Genomic DNA, 17645 nt, shown 5'->3' on the forward strand with positions numbered 1-17645 from the left:
CTCAGGCCACGGACATGCAGGCGACCAGCGCCTTGTGGATGTGGCGGCGCACCGTGATCACCGGCATGGCCATGCGCTCGGCGATCTGCGCGAGCGTGAGCTCCTCGAACTGCGCGAGCAGGAAGACCTGCCGCGTGCGCGCCGGAAGGCTGGCCAGCATCGCCTCGATGCGCAGCAGCGATTCGATGATGAGCATGCGGGCTTCGGGCGAAGGCGCCTGCGGCTCGGGCAGGTGCGCAATCGCCTCCAGGTAGGCGCGCTCCACCTCGCGCCGGCGCCAATGGTCCGCCACCAGCCCCTTGGCGACGTGCGTCAGGAACGCGCGCGGCTCGTCGCCGAGCGATGCGGTGCGCGAGGACACCATGAGCCGCACGAAGGTGTCGTGCGCCAGGTCGGCCGCATCGCAGGCATCGCCCAGGCGGCGGCGCAGCCACGCCAGCAGCCAGCCGTGGTGATCGCTGTAGAGCGCTTCGATGGGGGTGACGGAAGGTCCGGCCGCGGGCATGGAGGGCAGTTCTGGAAAGCGGGCTTGGAACGACTGAAATGCGAACCGTTCGCAATTGTAATGGTTTAGTTCTTCCGTGGGGGTCGCCCGGCCACCACCGTTGCGCCGCATGCATCAGGGAATCTACGGATATATGATTCGTCGCATGGTCTTGATTGGGTTCAATTTTTGTATACAAATAACGCACCCATAAAGACGGCGCGAAATTTGCGTCAAAAAGTCCCTCATCCCAACCATGACCGAGGAAAGACCATGAGCACAGTCGCCAGCCATGCCCCCGCCGGGGCCAGCGAAGCCGGCATCGCGCCGCACGCGGAATCGAACGCCCTCATCAAGCCGGGCTACGACCCGCGCCTGACCAACGAGGACCTCGCGCCGCTCAAGAAGCAGACCTGGGGCCAATACAACATCTTTGCGTTCTGGATGTCCGACGTGCACAGCGTGGGCGGCTACATCACGGCCGGCAGCCTGTTCGCGCTGGGCCTGTCGAGCTGGCAGGTGCTGGTGTCGCTGCTGGTGGGCATCGTGATCGTGCAGTTCTTCTGCAACCTGGTGGCCAAGCCCAGCCAGGTGACGGGCGTGCCCTACCCCGTGGTGTGCCGCGCCTCGTTCGGCGTGCTGGGCGCCAACATCCCGGCCATCATCCGCGGGCTGATCGCGGTGGCCTGGTACGGCGTGCAGACGTACCTGGCGTCGGCGGCCTTCATGGTGCTGGCGCTGCACATGGCGCCGAGCCTGGCGCCGTATGCCGACGTCGCGCAGCACGGCTTCGTCGGCCTCTCGGCCCTGGGCTGGGTGGCGTTCATGGTCATGTGGGTGCTGCAGGCCTTCGTGTTCTGGCACGGCATGGAAGCCATTCGCAAGTTCATCGACTGGGCCGGCCCGGCGGTGTACGTGGTGATGGCGGTGCTGTGCGGCTGGCTGGTGTGGAAGGCCGGCTGGCAAAACATCGACCTGAACCTGGGCGGCATCAAGTTCCAGGGCTGGGACGCGCTGCCCGTGATGCTCTCGGCCATTGCGCTGGTGGTGAGCTACTTCAGCGGCCCGATGCTGAACTTCGGCGACTTCTCCCGCTACGGCAAGAGCTTCGACGCAGTGAAGAAGGGCAACTTCTGGGGCCTGCCGATCAACTTCGTGTTCTTCTCGCTGCTGACGGTGATCACCACCGCCGCCACGCTGCCCGTTTTCGGTGAACTGATCACCGACCCGGTGCACACCGTGGGCAAGATCGACAGCACCACCGCCGTCGTGCTGGGCGCGCTGACCTTCATGATCGCGACCATCGGCATCAACATCGTGGCCAACTTCGTGTCGCCGGCCTTCGACTTCTCGAACGTGGCGCCGCAGCACATCAGCTGGCGCACGGGCGGCATGATCGCCGCGGTGGGCTCGGTGTTTCTCACGCCCTGGAACCTTTACAACAGCCCCGAGGTCATTCACTACACGCTCGACGTGCTGGGCTCGTTCATCGGGCCGCTGTTCGGCATCCTCATTGCCGACTACTACATCGTGCGCAAGCAGCAGATCGACGTCGACTCGCTCTACACCATGAGCAAGCAGGGCAAGTACTGGTACAGCGGCGGCTACAACCCGAAGGCGATCCAGGCGCTGGTGCCCTCGGCGCTCGTGCCCATCCTGTGCGTGATGGTGCCGACGCTGCGCGGCGCCGCCAACTACGCGTGGTTCATCGGCATGGCCCTGGGCTTCGTGCTCTACGTGCTGCTGAACCGCAACCACAAGACTTGAAACACTGACTGAAGAAGGGAGCGCGCCGTGCGCATCAAGATCATCAACCCCAACACCACCTGGCGCATGACCGAGAAGATCGGTGCCTGCGCCCGCGCGGTGGCGCACGCCGGCACCGAGATCGTGGCCGTGAGCCCGGCCATGGGGCCGGTCTCCATCGAGAGCCATTACGACGAGGCGCTGGCCGTGCCGGGGTTGCTGCAGGAGATCGCGGCGGGCGAGCGCGACGGCATCGATGGCTACGTGATCGCCTGCTTCGGCGATCCGGGCCTGAAGGCCGCCCGCGAACTCGCACGCGGCCCCGTGGTCGGCATCGCCGAAGCGGCGATGCACCTGGCCAGCATGATCGGCAGCCGCTTCAGCGTGGTGACCACGCTGGGCCGCACCATGGGCCAGGCCTGGCACCTGGCCGAGATCTACGGCATGGAGCGCTTCTGCGCCAACGTGCGCGCCTGCGAGCTGCCGGTGCTCGAGCTGGAAGAGCCCGGCTCCAACGCCCGCGAACGCATCGTCGACGAGTGCCGGCGCGCGCTCGAAGAAGACGGCGCCGACTGCATCGTGCTGGGCTGCGCCGGCATGGCCGACCTGTGCGAACACATCGAGCAGGTGCTCGGCGTGCCGGTGATCGACGGCGTGGCCGCGGGCACCAAGCTCATCGAATCGCTCGTGGCGCTGAAGCTGCGCACCAGCAAGCGCGGCGAACTCGCAAAGCCTTTGCCCAAGCCCATCATTGGCGCACTCGAAGGCTTCACGCTGACGCGCTGAAGCACAATCGACGGATGCCCCGCGCCAGTTCCAAACCATCCGCCTCCTCCGCCGCCCCCGTTGCCGCACCGGCCGAGAACGGCACGGCGCCGGCCGACAAGAACAGTTCCATCGAAAGCATCGCCAACGACATCGCCACCGCGATCGTCGAGAAGCGCCTGCCGCCGGGCACCTGGCTGCGCGAAGAGGCGCTGGGCCGCGTCTATTCGGTGAGCCGCACCAAGGTGCGCGCGGCGCTGCTGATGCTGTCGAAGGACAAGCTCATCGAGATGATTCCCGACAAGGGTGCCTTCGTCTGCCAGCCCACGGTGGACGAGGCGCGCGAGGTGTTCGCGGTGCGCCGCATCCTCGAGCGCGAGGTGGTGCGCCTGTTCATCGCCAATGCGCGGCCACGCGACTACCAGACGCTCGAGCAGCACATCAAGTTCGAACGCGCGGCGCTGCGCCAGAGCACGATGGGCACGGTGCGCGAGAAATTGCTGGGCGACTTTCACGTGGCGCTGGCCGAGGCCACGGGCAACCACACGCTGGCCGAGATGGTGCGCGAACTGGTCGCGCGCAGCTCGCTGATCGCGATGCTGTATCACTCGTCGAACGACCCGCACTGCTCGTCCGACGAGCACTCCGACTTCCTGCGCCTGTGCCGCAAGGGCGACGTGGAAGCGGCCGCGACCTGCATGATCGAGCACCTCGAACGCATCGAGGCGAGCCTCGAACTGGGCACCGAAAAGCCTGATCGCCAGCTCGACCTGGTGAAGGCGCTGCTGGCCTGAAAGGGCCCCTGCCTCGACTCAACGTTTGGGCTTGGCTTTCGCCGGGCGCTTCTTGGGCGCGCGCGGAGCGGGGCCTTCCGGTGCGACAGCGACCTCTTTCAGGCGGTCCGCACTTGCAATCAGTCCACGCAGGAACACCATGATCAGCCGCCCCGAGGGATCGGGGCGCGTGCTCATGCGCTGCAATGCCAGCCCGTGCGACAGGGCCATGAAGGCTGCGGCCAGTTCTTCCGGTGCAGCGGGAAGCATGCGTCCGAGCTTGTGGAACAACTGGCCGATCACGCCACCGATTTCGGACCGGTGCCGGTCCCACACCTTCTTGTATTCCTGCGCGAAGCTTTGACTGCGGTTGGCATGCAGCTGAAGCTCGATGGACAGCATGCACCAGTCGGCATCGTGATTGAGTGTGGAAGCCCAGGCTTCCAGCTCGGCAAGCATCTGCTCGGGCGCTTGCCGTTCGTCGCCCATGGCCTTGAAAAGCTGCAGTGCTTCCGCTTCCATGTGCCGGCGCAGCAGTTCCAGCAGGACGTCTTCCTTGCTCGAAAAGTTCGAATAGAAGGCGCCTTGGGAGTAGCCCGCCTTGTCCGCGATGTCGCGGATCGACGCGCCCCCATAGCCGTTCGACACAAACAGCTGCTGCGCGGTTTCGATCAGGCGCTCGCGCGTCTGCGCCCTGCTTTCCTCGCGGGTCAGGCGCGTTTTGGCGGTCGTCGGGGTCATGGCCGAAAAGATATCACATGAACTTTGGATAGCAGCTGGCTGTCTTTCGTCCGCTCGGCGCGCAGCCCGGAAGTCACTTTCAAATATCACTTGATATTCAGGAATGGCAACGCTACATTCAAAACTCGTTTGATTTTTGAAATTCGATTGATATGGAAAAATCCAAGGCCTTGAGAACCGCGTTCGTCACCGGCGCGACCGGCCTTCTCGGCAACAACCTCGTGCGCGAACTGGTCGCGCGCGGCGTCTTCGTCAAGGCCCTTGTTCGCTCGAAGGCCAAGGGACAGCAGCAGTTTGCGGGGATGAAGGGCGTCGAGCTGGTGCTGGGCGACATGGCCGATGTGCGCGCGTTCTCCCGCGCGCTGCAAGGGTGCGACGTGGTGTTCCACACCGCCGCGTTCTTCCGGGACAACTTCAAGGGCGGCAGCCACTGGGCAGAGCTCAAGCGCATCAATGTGGACGGCACCCGGCAGCTCATCGAGCAGGCCCACGCGGCCGGCATCCGGCGCTTCGTGCAGACCTCGTCCATCGCGGTGCTGAACGGCGAACCCGGCGTGCCCATGGACGAGACCTGCCTGCGCGACCTGGCGGATGCCAGTGACGACTACTACCGCAGCAAGATCATGGCCGACCAGGTCGTGCTGGCCTTTCTGGGCACGCACCCGGACATGCATGCGACCTTTGTCCTGCCCGGATGGATGTGGGGCCCGGCCGACATCGGTCCCACCTCGTCAGGACAGTTCGTCAACGATGTGGTGCTCGGCAAACTACCCGGGCTCGTGCCCGGCAGCTTTTCCGTTGTCGATGCCCGCGACGTGGCACAGGCGCAGATCTCGGCCGCGGAACACGGCCAGCGCGGTGAGCGCTATCTGGCAGCCGGTCGCCACATGACGATGCAGGAACTGGTGCCCCTGGTCGGAAAGATCGCGGGCATCCGTACGCCGACACGCCACCTGCCCTTTCCGCTCCTGTACCTGCTGGCGGCCGTGCAGGAGCTCTATGCGCGGGCCACCGGCAAGCCCATCTTGCTCAGCCTGGCCACCGTGCGGCTCATGCGCAAAGAGGCGGGACGCAGCCATTTCAATCACACGAAGAGCGAACAGAAGCTTCAACTGAAGTTTCGCCCGATCGAGCAGACCGTGGCCGACACGCTCGCCTGGTACCGCGGCAATGGCTGGCTGCCCGGTGTGACGACCCGAACCGAATCCTGAACGAAGAAAAAAGACCATGACAAACAGATTGATCCTGAAACTCTCGACAGCCTTCGCCGCTGTTCTTTGCATCGCAGCAGCGCCGCAAGCCTCCGCGGCCCGGAGCCTTCCTGCTGCCAAGGCCGCGCCCAGCATGGCCGAGTTCTGCAACAAGGGCCAAGCGGCGTATCCGGACGGCATCGCTCGCATGCACCCTTCGTTCAAATTCAACATCTGCTGGTGGCTCGAGGATGCCGGCATCGAAGCAAGCACCTTCGACGACATCGCCGCAGCGCTGCCTGAACACACCGGCCCGTCGCAAGCGGTCTGGCAGGCGACGTTCAACACGCCCGCCCAACTGCACCTGGAGCGCGCCCGCGCATTCGAAGCACAAGCCAACAACGCCGCCGCATCGGCCGAATACAAGAAAGCCGCTTTCTACCTGCGGATGAACCGGCTTCCCAAGCGTGTGCCCACGCCCGATCTGCAGGCGACCGAACGCGCCCATGCGCTGCTGGGAAAGCCACTGCAACGCATCGCATTCAAGGCCGGCGCGAAAGAATTCACCGGCTACTTCCGTGCGCCGCCCGCACGGCCGGGCCGCAACGAGAAGCTGCCGGTGCTGGTGATTCTGGGTGGCCTCGACAACCTGAAGACCGAGATGATCCGGCACAGTGATTACTTCATGGGTCGGGGCTTCGCCACCTTCATCGTGGAGAACCCGGACACCGGCGAGAACCCGCTGGCGTTCCGTCCGGAATCGCACGTGATGTTCGACGCCGTGGCCGAGTACATCAAGACCCGCAGCGACCTGGACACGAGCCGGGTGGCCGTGTACGGCTGGAGCATGGGCGGCTACCTGGGAACGCTCGGCGGGCTGAGCAACGACTTCTACAAAGCCGTCGTCAATGTGGGCGGCCCCAGCGATGTGAGCTTTGGACAAGCGCATTGCAAGGTGGCGCCGGCCTGGATCGTCGCGCCCTACACCGTGTTCGCGAACATGAATCCGCAGACCACGCCGCGCGAAGCGATGTGCGCGTACTACGAAGCCTTCCAGCTCTCACGCCAGTTGAAGAACCCCACCGCGGTGCAGCTGCGCAAACCCATCCTCATGGTGAACGGCGCGCTCGAAGACCTCGTCTCCAAAGACGAGCCCGCCGCGCTTTCGGCGCTTGGCTTCAACGTGACGCAACTGGTCTTCGGGGAAGACGGCCACACGGCGGAATCGAACATGAGCGAGCACTTCGAGTTCACGGCGAACTGGCTCATGCGGCGACTGAAGATGGGAGACTGATTCGGGTTTACCTGAATCTGGATTGCCGCATAAATTGTATACAGTTTCGCGTACACAACTGGTGTGCGCGACGGATCTCCGGCGCGCATCACTGCTCCCGTTCCCTCGCCGCGCCAGGAGACAACGATGACGGCAGATTCCCTTTCCAGCAACGTCCATCCCGTGGACCAGCGCCTGCCTTCGGGCAAGCTCGCGGCCCTCGGCCTGCAGCATGTGCTCGTGATGTACGCAGGCGCCGTCGCGGTGCCGCTCATCGTGGGCCGTGCGCTCAAGCTCTCGCCCGACGAGGTCGCGCTGCTGATCTCGGCCGACCTGTTCTGCTGCGGCATCGCCACGCTGATCCAGGCGCTGGGCGCCACGCAGTGGTTCGGCATCAAGCTGCCCGTGATGATGGGCGTGACCTTCGCTTCGGTGGCCCCCATGGTCGCCATCGCCAACGCCAATCCCGGGCAGAACGGCGCGCAGCTGCTGTTCGGCGCCATCATCGGCGCGGGGGTCATCTCGATACTGATCGCGCCCCTGGTGAGCCGCATGCTGCGGTTCTTTCCGCCGGTGGTGACGGGCACGATCATCGCGGTCATCGGCATCAGCCTGATGCGCGTGGGCATCAACTGGATCTTCGGCAATCCCGTGGGCCCGACGGCGCCCGCGCTGGTCGACCCGGTGTACGCCAAGTGGCTGGCCGAGGTCACCTCGCCAGGCAGCTCGATTCCTGCGGTGCCCAAGGGCTTCGCGATCATGCCCACCGTGCCCAACCCCAAGTACGCCGACCTGTCGGGCTTCGGCGTGGCCGCGCTGGTGCTCGTGTCGATCTTGCTGATCGTGAAGTACGCCAAGGGTTTCATCGCCAACATCTCGGTGCTGCTGGGCATCGTGATCGGCGCGGTGGTGGCGTCGATCACCGGCCTCATGACCTACGAGAAGGTCGGCAAGGCCGCCTGGGTCGACGTCGTGCTGCCCTTCCATTTCGGCATGCCGCTGTTCGACCCCATCCTCATCCTCACGATGACGCTCATCATGATCGTCGTGATGATCGAATCAACCGGCATGTTCCTCGCGCTCGGCGAAATGACCGACCGCAAGATCAGCCAGAAAGACCTGGCCAAGGGCCTGCGCACCGACGGCCTGGGCACGCTCATCGGCGGCATCTTCAACACCTTCCCGTACACCAGCTTCTCGCAGAACGTCGGCCTCGTGGCCGTCACCGGCATCAAGAGCCGTTATGTCTGCGTGGCCGGCGGCGTGATCCTGATCGTGCTGGGCCTGCTGCCGAAGATGGCCGCGCTGATCGAGTCGCTGCCCACCGTGGTGCTCGGCGGCGCGGGCCTCGTGATGTTCGGCATGGTCGCGGCCACCGGCATCCGCATCCTGTCGGGCGTGGACTTCAAGACCAACCGCCACAACGCCATGATCGTCGCCGTGGCCATCGGCGTCGGCATGATTCCGCTGATCGCCCCCAACTTCAAGCAGTGGATGCCGCATGCCATTCACTCGCTGATCGAGTCGGGCATCCTGCTGGCGTCGATTACCGCCGTGCTGCTGAACCTATTCCTCAATGGTGCGAAGCACGACGAAGAAGCGGTGATCGCGGCGGCCAAGCACGCCGACGCGCACTGAATGAACTAGATCATCGCCAACGGCGTCTTGCGCTTGGGCACCGGATAGATCCGGTCCAGCGCCGCCAGGGTCGTCGCATCGAGCTGCAGCTCGGCGGCGGCCCTGTTTTCTTTCAGGTGCGCGCTGCGCACCGCCTTCGGAATCGCCGCCACGCCCGGCCGCGCGATGACCGCGGCCAGCGCCAGTTGCGCGGCGCTCACGCCGAGTTCCGCCGCCAGCGCACCCAGCGCCTCGTCGCCCGCCAGCGCGCCCTGGTCGATCGGGCTGTAAGCCATCAGCGGTATGCCGCGTTCGCGCTGCCAGGGCAGCAGGTCGAACTCGGGGCCGCGCTCGCCGAGCGACAGGTACACCTGGTTGGCCGCGCAGGCCGGGCCTTCGCCGATGACCTGCGCCAGCTCCTGCATGTCGTCGGTGTCGAAGTTGCTCACGCCCCAGTGGCCGATGCGGCCGGCCGCCACCAGTTCGTGCATGGCCTCGACCGTGTGCGCCAGCGGGTGGTTGCCGCGCCAGTGCAGAAGGTACAGGTCGATACGCTCCAGCCCCAGCCGCGCCAGGCTGCGCTCGCAGGCCTGGCCCGTGCCGCGGCGGCTGGCGTTGTGCGGGTAGACCTTGCTGACGACGAAGAGCTCGTCGCGCCGCACATCGCCCGCGCGCAGCGCCTCGGCCACGGCCTGGCCGACGACCGTTTCAGCGCCGCCCTCGCCGTACATCTCGGCCGTGTCGATCAGGCGGTAGCCCAGGCCGATGGCCTCGCGCACCGCGGCCACCTCGGCCGCGTGACGGGTGGCGTCTTCGCCCATGCGCCAGGTGCCGAGACCGAGAACCGGCATCTCGCCGCCTGTGGGGAGTGAAAGTGTTCGCATGGGCACGATCGTACGCAGACCCCCACGGCGAGTGGCCGGGCGCGGGTTTTCCGCCCCGAGGCCTTCTAATTTTTCGAAGATCAAGTCAGTTTGATGACCACCAACTGCTGATCTTCCGCCGTGTTTCGACGTTTTTGCCTTCGCATATTGTCAACACCCCGTGGGTGCCAACCCCCATCACGCGCACCCCACCCGCTCCTAGAATTTTTTGACGGCCCGGTGTCACAAGCGTCGGCGCTTTTATCGAAACGGTTCAGGAACAGGTTGAGTCAATGCAGCAGAAGCAAAAGCACAGGATTGCCGTCATTCCCGGAGACGGCATCGGCGTCGAAGTCATGCCCGAGGGCCTTCGGGTGCTCGAGGCGGTGGGTCGGCGCTTCGGCATCGATTTCGCGTACGACCATTTCGACTGGGGCTCCGACCACTATGTGCGCACCGGCCTGATGATGCCGGCCGACTGGGCCGACAAGATCCAGGGCCACGACGCCATCTACTTCGGCGCCGTGGGCGACCCCGCCAAGGTGCCCGACCACATCGCCGTGTGGGGCCTGCTCATCAAGATCCGCCGCGACTTCGACCAGTACGTCAACCTGCGCCCCGTGCGCCTGATGCCCGGCGTGCCCGGCCCGCTGGCGCACCGCAAGCCCGGCGACATCGACTTCCTCGTCGTGCGCGAGAACACCGAAGGCGAATACACCTCGGTGGGCGGCCGCCTGTTCGAAGGCACGCCGCGCGAAATGGCGATCCAGGAGGCCGTGTTCACCCGCGTGGGCGTCGACCGCATCATCGACTACGCGTTCCAGCTCGCCAACCGCCGCAAGCGCAAGAACCTGGTGGCCGCCACCAAGTCGAACGGCATCTCCATCACCATGCCCTACTGGGACGAGCGCCTGGCCGAGATCGCCACGCGCTACCCCGACGTGGCCACCAGCAAGTACCACATCGACATCCTGTGCGCGCACTTCGTGCAGCACCCCGACTGGTTCGACGTGGTCGTGGCCTCCAACCTGTTCGGCGACATCCTCTCCGACCTGGGCCCGGCCTGCACCGGCACCATCGGCATCGCGCCCAGCGCCAACCTGAACCCCGAACGCAAGTTCCCCTCGCTGTTCGAACCCGTGCACGGCTCGGCGCCCGACATCGCAGGCAAGGGCATCGCCAACCCCATCGGCCAGATCTGGTCGGCCGCGCTCATGCTCGACCACCTGGGCGACAACGACCCCGTGTACGCACAGGCCTCGGCCGCCGTGATCTCGGCGATCGAGACGGTGCTGAGCGAAGGTCCGCGCACGCGCGACATGGGCGGCACCGCCAACACGGTGGACGTGGGGCGCGCGATTGCCGAGTGCATCGCTTCGGCATGACGCCGCCCGGCCTTCCTCCTTGCGCTAGACGAAACGCGCTGCGTCCCCGTGCTCAGGGCACTGGGTGCTTCCCGCAGCGAAATAAAGGAGGAGGCCGCAGGCCGGGGGACATTCGCGGAGGGAAGTACCCGGTGTCCTGTGCACGCGCCCTGAACCGCAACGCCAACCGGAGCCACTGAACCATGGGCCTCTTCCTGCTCAAGCGCACCCTGACGCTCCTCGGCACGCTGATCGGCGCATCCGTCATCGTGTTCCTGGTGCTCGAAATCCTCCCGGGCAACGCAGCGCAGATGCTCATGGGCCCCGACGCCTCGCCCGATGCCGTCGCGGCCCTGGCCACCAAGCTCGGCCTCGATCAGCCCGCGTGGACCCGCTACTGGCACTGGATCGCCGGCATGCTCACCGGCAACCTCGGTGACAGCTACGCCTACAGCTCGCCCGTCATCGACCTGATCCTCGAGCGCCTGGCCCTCACCGTGCCGCTGGCCGTGATGGCGATGAGCCTGACAGTCGTCATCGCATTGCTCGTGGGCGTGACAGCCGCCGCCCGCCACAACAAGCTCGGCGACGTCGGCCTCATGGGCATGGCACAGGTCGGCATCGCCATTCCCAATTTCTGGTTCGCGATCCTGCTGATCCTTGTGTTCTCGGTGCAGCTGCAGTGGTTCTCCGCCGGCGGCTTCGAGGGCTGGGGCGAAGGCATCTTCGCGGGATTGAAATCGCTGCTGCTGCCGGCCTTGTCGCTGGCCGTGGTGCAAGCGGCGATCCTCGCGCGCATCACACGCTCGGCGGTGCTCGAGGTGATGCGTGAAGACTTCGTTCGCACCGCGCGCGCCAAGGGTGTCTCGCAGCGCATGGTGCTGTGGACCCACGTGCTGCGTAACGCGATGATCCCGGTCATCACCGTCATGGGCATGCAGTTCTCGGAGCTGCTGGCCGGCACCATCGTGGTGGAGAACGTGTTCTACCTGCCGGGCCTGGGCCGGTTGATCTTCCAGGCCATCAGCAACCGTGACCTGATCGTGGTGCGCAACTGCGTGATGCTGCTCGCGGCCATGGTGGTCATCGTGAACTTCGTGGTCGACGTGCTCTATGCCGTCATCGATCCGCGCATCAAGGCGAGCGACATATGAGCGCCATCCTCTCTCCCGTGGCGCCCGCTTCTGCCGCGCCCCTCGCGCCCGGCTTCTGGCGCCGCGCCATCAAGCACCGCAGCTTCGTCATCGGCGGCGTGTTCGCGCTGCTGCTGTTGCTGGCTGCCTTGATCTCCTTCGTCTGGACGCCCTGGTCGCCCTACGCGATGGACATGGCGAACAAGATGCAGGGCCCCTCGGCCACGCACTGGCTCGGCACCGATGCCTTCGGACGCGACGTGGCCTCGCTGCTGCTCGTGGGTGCGCGTGCGTCCATCCTCGTCGGCGTGATCGCCGTCGGCATCGGCCTCGTGGTCGGCACCGCGCTGGGCCTGCTCGCTGCTGCGAGACGCGGCTGGGTCGAAGAGGCGGTGATGCGGCTCTCGGACTTCACGCTCGCCTTCCCCGCCATCCTCTCGGCCATCATGATGACCGCCGTGTTCGGCGCCGGCATCGTCAACGCGATCGTCGCGATCGGCATCTACAACATCCCGACGTTTGCACGCATCACGCGCGCCTCGGCCAACGCGATCTGGTCGCGCGAGTACGTAGCCGCCGCACGCGCCTGCGGCAAGGGATCGTTCGCGATCACGATGCAGCACGTGCTGCCCAACATCTCCGCCGTGCTGATCGTGCAGATCACGATCCGCTTCGCCATCGCAATCCTGGCCGAAGCGGCGCTGTCGTATCTCGGCCTCGGCACGCAGCCGCCCCAGCCCTCATGGGGCCGCATGCTCAGCGAAGCCCAGACCCTCATGTTCCAGCAGCCGCTGCTGGCCGTCTTCCCGGGCATGGCCATCGCCTTTGCGGTGCTCGGCCTCAACCTGCTGGGCGACGGTCTGCGCGACCTGCTCGATCCGCGCCTGGCACGCGCAAGGTAGACCGCCATGCCCCTCCTCGAAGTCAACGACCTCCACATCGGCCTGCAGACGCAACGCGGGCCGGCCGAAGCCGTGCGCGGCATTTCCTTCTCGCTGGAGCGCGGCGAAACGCTGGGCATCGTCGGCGAATCGGGCTGCGGCAAGTCGATCACCGTGATGTCGCTCATGGGCCTGCTGCCCTCCACCGCCAAGGTCACGGGCAGCATCAAGCTCGACGGCCAGGAACTCGTCGGCCTGCCCGAGAAGCAGCTGTGCCAGTTGCGCGGCAACCGCATCGGCATGATCTTCCAGGAGCCGATGACGGCACTGAACCCCGTGCACACCATCGCGCGCCAGGTCGGCGAGCCGCTCATGCTGCACCGCGGCTTCAGCAAGGCGCAGGCGCGCAAGGAAGCATTGAACCTGCTCGACCGCGTCGGCATCCCCGACGCCGCCTCGCGCCTCGACGCGTATCCACACCAGTTTTCCGGTGGACAGCGCCAACGCATCGGCATCGCGATGGCACTGGCCTGCGGGCCCGACCTGCTGATCGCCGACGAGCCCACCACCGCGCTCGACGTGACGATCCAGAAGCAGGTGCTCGACCTGATCCAGAGCCTGGTCAAGGAGATGGGCATGGCCCTGATCCTCATCTCGCACGACCTCGGCGTGATCGCCAGCAGCGTGCAGCGCATGCTCGTGATGTACGGCGGCAGTGCGGTCGAAAGCGGCCCGACCGACGCGGTCTTTGCCGACCGCGCCCACCCCTACACGCGCGGCCTGTTCGCCGCGCGCCCCGCGCTCGGCGCCGTGCGCGCGGGGCGCCTGCCCACCATCCGCGGCAGCGTGCCCGAGCTCGTCGACATTCCCCGCGGCTGCGGCTTCGCGGGCCGCTGCGACTTCACGACCGACGCCTGCCACACCACGAAGCCGCCGGTGGTCCGCCAACCCAACGGCCATGCGGTGAGCTGCCTGCATCTCGACGCCGTCGCCGCGCACGCAACATTGGCCGCCGCATGAGCACCCCGATGACTTCGACGTCTTCCTCTCCCCCGCTGCTGCAGGTGACCGACCTCGTGCGGCACTACGCATTGCCGCGCGAAAAGCTCTTCGGCCCGCCGCCCACGGTGAAGGCGCTCAACGGCGTGAGCTTCGAGGTGCAGGCCGGCAAGAGCCTGGGCATCGTCGGTGAATCGGGCTCGGGCAAGTCGACCATCGCGCGCCTCGTGATGGCGCTGGACACGCCGACCTCGGGCAGCGTCGCGCTCGAAGGCCGCAACCTGCACACGCTCTCGAAGCCCGACCTGCGCACCGCACGACGCGACTTCCAGATGGTGTTCCAAGACCCGTACGGTTCGCTCGACCCGCGCCAGACCGTCGCGCGCATCGTTGCCGAGCCGCTCGAAGCGCTGGCCCAATCAAGCCGCGCCGAGCAACGCGAACGCGCCGCCGAAGCGCTCGCCGCCGTCGGCCTGCGCACCACCGACCTCGACAAGTACCCGCACGAGTTCTCCGGCGGCCAGCGCCAGCGCATCGCGATCGCACGCGCCCTCATCACGCGCCCCAAGCTCATCGTCGCCGACGAGCCCGTGAGCGCGCTCGACGTGTCCGTGCAGGCCCAGGTGCTCAACCTCATGCAGGACCTGCAGCAGCAGTTCGGCATCAGCTACCTGCTCATCAGCCACGACCTCGCGGTAGTCAACCACCTGTGCAACGACGTGTGCGTGGTGTTCAAGGGCCAGATCGTGGAACGCGGCCAGCCCGCCGAACTTTTTGCCCACGCACAACACCCATACACACGCACCTTGCTGTCGGCCGTGCTGCACACGCCGTCCCGATAGGCCCGATCGGTCCGAACCGGTCGCCCTGCTTTTGTCTTCCAGGAGAACCACAGAATGTTGAAGCGTCGCACCCTCATGGGCACCGCCATCGCCGCCGCGATCCCCGGCGCCTTTCCGCTGTTCGCGCAGGCCCAGACCGGCAAGAACATGCTGACCATCGGCATGCCGCTGGAACCGCCGGGCCTGGACCCCACGACCGCCGCCGCCTCGGCCATCGCCGAGATCGCGCACTACAACATCTTCGAGACGCTGACCAAGATCAACGCCGACGGCAGCGTCACGCCGCTGCTGGCCGAGAGCTGGACCGTGTCGACCGACCTCAAGACCCACACCTTCAAGCTGCGCAAGGGCGTGAAGTTCGAGAACGGCGAGGCCTTCGACGCCGCCGCCGTCAAGTTCAGCTTCGAGCGCGCGGCCGGCGAGAAGAGCACCAACAAGGACAAGCGCTTCTTCAGCGAGATCAGCCTGAAGACGCCCGACGCCGACACCGTGGTCATCAGCACCGCGCAGCCCAACCCCGACCTGCTGTTCATGCTCGGCCAGGCCACCGCCTGCATCGTCGAGCCCAAGAGCGCCGACACCAACGCCACCAAGCCCGTGGGCACCGGCCCCTACAAGCTCGACAGCTGGCAGCGCGGCTCGGCCTGCGCGCTGGTCAAGTCGCCGACGTACCGCAACCCGGCGCTGGCCAAGGTCAACAAGTTCGTCTTCAAGTTCATGTCCGACTCGGCCGCGCAGACGGCGGCGCTGATGGCCGGCGACATCGACATCTTCCCGCGCGCCGGCACGCGCAGCGTGGGCCAGTTCCGCGCCAACCCGCGCTTCCGCGTGCTCGAAGTGGGCACGCGCAGCAAGGTGATCCTGGCGATCAACAACAAGCGCAAGCCGCTGGACGACGTGCGCGTGCGCCGCGCCATCCTCGCCGCGGTGGACCGCAACGTGGTGATCCAGGGCGCGGCCGACGGCTTCGGCAAGGCCATCGGCAGCCACTACCCGATCGGCGCGCCGGGCTACGTCGACACCACCGCCATCAACCCCTTCGACATCGCCAAGGCGAAGAAGCTGCTGGCCGATGCGGGCGTGAAGACGCCGCTCGAACTGCGCATGACGCTGCCGCCGCCTTCGTACGCACGCCAGGGCGGTGAGGTGATCGCGGCCCAGCTCGCGGCCATCGGCATCAACGTGAAGATCCAGAACGTCGAATGGGCCCAGTGGCTCAGCGGCACCTTCGGCGGCGGGCACGACTTCGACCTGAGCATCGTTGCGCACGTCGAGCCCTTCGATCTCGTGAAGTACACCGAGCCCGACTACTACTGGGGCTACGACTCGAAGAAGTTCCGCGACCTGTACGCCTCTGTCCAGAGCGAGCCCGACGAGAAGAAGCGCAACGCGCTGCTCGGCGAGGCACAGAAGATGCTCGCGAACGACGCCGTCAACGGCTTCCTGTTCCAGGCCGTGTTCCCCACGGTCGCGCGCAAGGAAGTGAAGGGCCTGTGGCCGAACATGCCGATCGTCGCGAACGACCTGGCTGCGATCTCGTGGGGTTGATGCAGTCATGACGAAGCCTTTGTATGCCCTGGGCGTGCAGGAACTGCACGCCGCCTACGCCGCCAGGGAACTCTCGCCGGTCGAGGTGACGCGCGCGGTCAACGAACGCATCGCGGCCTGCGAGCCGCAACTGCGCGCCACCTGGTTGTTCCGCCCCGAAGCCGCACTCGAACAGGCGCGCGCTTCCGAGGCGCGCTGGCTCGCCGGCACGCCGCGCGGCACGCTCGACGGCGTGCCCGTGACCATCAAGGAAAACCTCGCGACCGAGGGCGACCCGATGCCGCTGGGCACCGCCGCCTACGAGCTCGTGCCGATGACGTACGACTCGCCCCCCGCCGCGCGCCTGAAGGCCGACGGCACGGTGATGGTCGCCAAGACCACGATGCCCGACCTGGGCATGCTGTCGTCGGGCCTGTCGAGCTTTCACGACCTCTCGCGCAACCCGTGGGACACCTCGCGCACGCCGGGCGGTTCCAGCGCCGGCGCCGGCGCGGCTGCTGCCGCAGGCTACGGCCCGCTGCACGTGGGCACCGACATCGGCGGCTCGTTGCGCCTGCCGGCGAGCTGGTGCGGCATCTTCACGCTCAAGCCCAGCTTCGGCCGCATTCCGCTGAGCTCGCCCTACATGGGCCGCTGCGCCGGCCCCATGACGCGCACCGTGGCCGACGCGGCGCTGATGATGGCGTCGGTCGCGCAGCCCGACGACCGTGACTACTCCGAGCTGCCGGCACCCGGCATCGACTGGACGGCCTTCGAAGTCGATCCGTCGTTCCTCAAGGGCAAGCGCGTCGCGCTGCACATGGACGCGGGCTGCGGCCTGCCGCTCGATCCGCAGATCGCACAGGCGGTGCGCGATGCCGCTAAGCGCATCGAAGCGGCCGGTGCGCACGTCGAAGAAATCCCGGCCTTCATGACGCCGAAGATGCTGGAAGGCATGGACCACTTCTGGCGCATGCGCTCCTGCCTCGACATGCAGGCGATGAGCGCCGAGCAGCGCGCGAAGATCCTGCCGTACATCCGCGAATGGGCCGAGAGCGCGGCCGGCTTTTCGGGCGCGCACGTCTTCGACGGCTACAGCCAGTTCGTCGCCACGCGCGCCGCCACGGTCGCCGCCACCAAGGCGTACGACTTCGTGATCTCACCGGTGTCGCCGAACATGCCCGCGCCCGCGGACCACGCCTCGCCCACCAACGACCCGATGCGGCCGCTGGAGCACATCGGCTTCACGGTGCCCTACAACATGTCGGAGCAGCCCGCGGCGTCGGTCAACTGCGGCTACTCGGCCGAAGGCCTGCCCATCGGCCTGCAGGTGGCTGGCCGCCGCTTCGACGATCTGGGCGTGCTGCAGTTCAGCCGCGCCTTCGAGCAGATTCGCGACGCACAGAAACCCTGGCCCGAACCGATCTGATCCGACCTGATCCGCCAC

General features: G+C 66.5%; 16 protein-coding genes. 13 read left to right on the top strand and 3 right to left on the bottom strand.

Going from position 1 to position 17645, the window contains the following annotated elements:
* Nucleotide 1: 1 nt before the first annotated feature.
* On the bottom strand, nucleotides 2-505 hold the full coding sequence (locus GFK26_RS32005) for a sigma-70 family RNA polymerase sigma factor (RefSeq protein WP_153285512.1): 504 nt from the start codon (nucleotides 503-505) through the stop codon (nucleotides 2-4).
* 252 nt (nucleotides 506-757) lie between these two features.
* Here GFK26_RS32005 and GFK26_RS32010 point away from each other — a divergent pair, with 252 nt between their 5' ends.
* Genes GFK26_RS32010 through GFK26_RS32020 form a run of 3 tightly spaced genes read left to right on the top strand, consistent with a single transcriptional unit; the run spans nucleotide 758 to nucleotide 3789 of the window.
* A complete protein-coding gene (locus GFK26_RS32010) occupies nucleotides 758-2251 on the top strand; it encodes an NCS1 family nucleobase:cation symporter-1 (RefSeq protein ID WP_153285513.1) in 1494 nt (497 codons plus the stop codon).
* A gap of 27 nt (nucleotides 2252-2278) precedes the next feature.
* Complete coding sequence (locus GFK26_RS32015) at nucleotides 2279-3016, top strand: aspartate/glutamate racemase family protein (RefSeq protein WP_153285514.1); 738 nt, start codon at nucleotides 2279-2281, stop codon at nucleotides 3014-3016.
* Between the two features lie 14 nt (nucleotides 3017-3030).
* Complete coding sequence (locus GFK26_RS32020; RefSeq protein ID WP_153285515.1) at nucleotides 3031-3789, top strand: GntR family transcriptional regulator; 759 nt, start codon at nucleotides 3031-3033, stop codon at nucleotides 3787-3789.
* Between the two features lie 18 nt (nucleotides 3790-3807).
* On the opposite strand, the gene GFK26_RS32025 is transcribed toward GFK26_RS32020, so the two are convergent.
* Nucleotides 3808-4599 (bottom strand): TetR/AcrR family transcriptional regulator, encoded by a 792-nt coding sequence (locus GFK26_RS32025; RefSeq protein ID WP_228121828.1) that lies wholly within the window; start codon nucleotides 4597-4599, stop codon nucleotides 3808-3810.
* 62 nt (nucleotides 4600-4661) lie between these two features.
* Here GFK26_RS32025 and GFK26_RS32030 point away from each other — a divergent pair, with 62 nt between their 5' ends.
* The 3 genes from GFK26_RS32030 (at nucleotide 4662) to GFK26_RS32040 (ending at nucleotide 8610) form a co-directional block, all read left to right on the top strand.
* On the top strand, nucleotides 4662-5720 hold the full coding sequence (locus GFK26_RS32030; RefSeq protein ID WP_153285516.1) for an SDR family oxidoreductase: 1059 nt from the start codon (nucleotides 4662-4664) through the stop codon (nucleotides 5718-5720).
* 16 nt (nucleotides 5721-5736) lie between these two features.
* Complete coding sequence (locus GFK26_RS32035) at nucleotides 5737-6993, top strand: alpha/beta hydrolase family protein (RefSeq protein WP_153285517.1); 1257 nt, start codon at nucleotides 5737-5739, stop codon at nucleotides 6991-6993.
* A 126-nt stretch (nucleotides 6994-7119) separates the two neighbouring features.
* The gene (locus GFK26_RS32040) at nucleotides 7120-8610 is read left to right on the top strand and encodes a nucleobase:cation symporter-2 family protein (protein ID WP_153285518.1); all 1491 of its coding nucleotides are present in this window, start codon (nucleotides 7120-7122) and stop codon (nucleotides 8608-8610) included.
* A gap of 5 nt (nucleotides 8611-8615) precedes the next feature.
* Here the strand turns inward: GFK26_RS32040 and GFK26_RS32045 are convergent, their stop codons facing one another.
* Nucleotides 8616-9473 carry an aldo/keto reductase gene (locus GFK26_RS32045; protein WP_153285519.1) on the bottom strand — a complete coding sequence of 286 codons (858 nt, stop codon included), beginning with the start codon at nucleotides 9471-9473 and terminating at the stop codon, nucleotides 8616-8618.
* A gap of 272 nt (nucleotides 9474-9745) precedes the next feature.
* Between GFK26_RS32045 and GFK26_RS32050 the strand changes: the two genes are divergently transcribed.
* From GFK26_RS32050 to GFK26_RS32080, 7 genes are all read left to right on the top strand, one after another.
* Nucleotides 9746-10837, top strand: a complete 1092-nt coding sequence (locus tag GFK26_RS32050; RefSeq protein ID WP_153285520.1) for a tartrate dehydrogenase — start codon at nucleotides 9746-9748, stop codon at nucleotides 10835-10837.
* Nucleotides 10838-11019: 182 nt separating this feature from the next.
* Nucleotides 11020-11970 (top strand): ABC transporter permease, encoded by a 951-nt coding sequence (locus GFK26_RS32055; RefSeq protein ID WP_153285521.1) that lies wholly within the window; start codon nucleotides 11020-11022, stop codon nucleotides 11968-11970.
* Nucleotides 11967-12851 (top strand): ABC transporter permease, encoded by an 885-nt coding sequence (locus GFK26_RS32060; RefSeq protein ID WP_153285522.1) that lies wholly within the window; start codon nucleotides 11967-11969, stop codon nucleotides 12849-12851. The genes GFK26_RS32055 and GFK26_RS32060 overlap by 4 nt, the downstream gene beginning before the upstream one ends.
* Nucleotides 12852-12857: 6 nt before the next feature.
* Complete coding sequence (locus GFK26_RS32065; RefSeq protein WP_153285523.1) at nucleotides 12858-13850, top strand: ABC transporter ATP-binding protein; 993 nt, start codon at nucleotides 12858-12860, stop codon at nucleotides 13848-13850.
* Nucleotides 13851-13858: 8 nt separating this feature from the next.
* Nucleotides 13859-14671, top strand: a complete 813-nt coding sequence (locus GFK26_RS32070) for an ATP-binding cassette domain-containing protein (RefSeq protein WP_153285524.1) — start codon at nucleotides 13859-13861, stop codon at nucleotides 14669-14671.
* Between the two features lie 54 nt (nucleotides 14672-14725).
* Nucleotides 14726-16219 carry an ABC transporter substrate-binding protein gene (locus GFK26_RS32075; RefSeq protein ID WP_153285525.1) on the top strand — a complete coding sequence of 498 codons (1494 nt, stop codon included), beginning with the start codon at nucleotides 14726-14728 and terminating at the stop codon, nucleotides 16217-16219.
* A 7-nt stretch (nucleotides 16220-16226) separates the two neighbouring features.
* On the top strand, nucleotides 16227-17627 hold the full coding sequence (locus GFK26_RS32080; protein WP_153285526.1) for an amidase: 1401 nt from the start codon (nucleotides 16227-16229) through the stop codon (nucleotides 17625-17627).
* Nucleotides 17628-17645 lie beyond the last annotated feature (18 nt).

This window comes from Variovorax paradoxus (assembly GCF_009498455.1).
In the GTDB taxonomy this organism is placed as follows: domain Bacteria; phylum Pseudomonadota; class Gammaproteobacteria; order Burkholderiales; family Burkholderiaceae_C; genus Variovorax; species Variovorax paradoxus_H.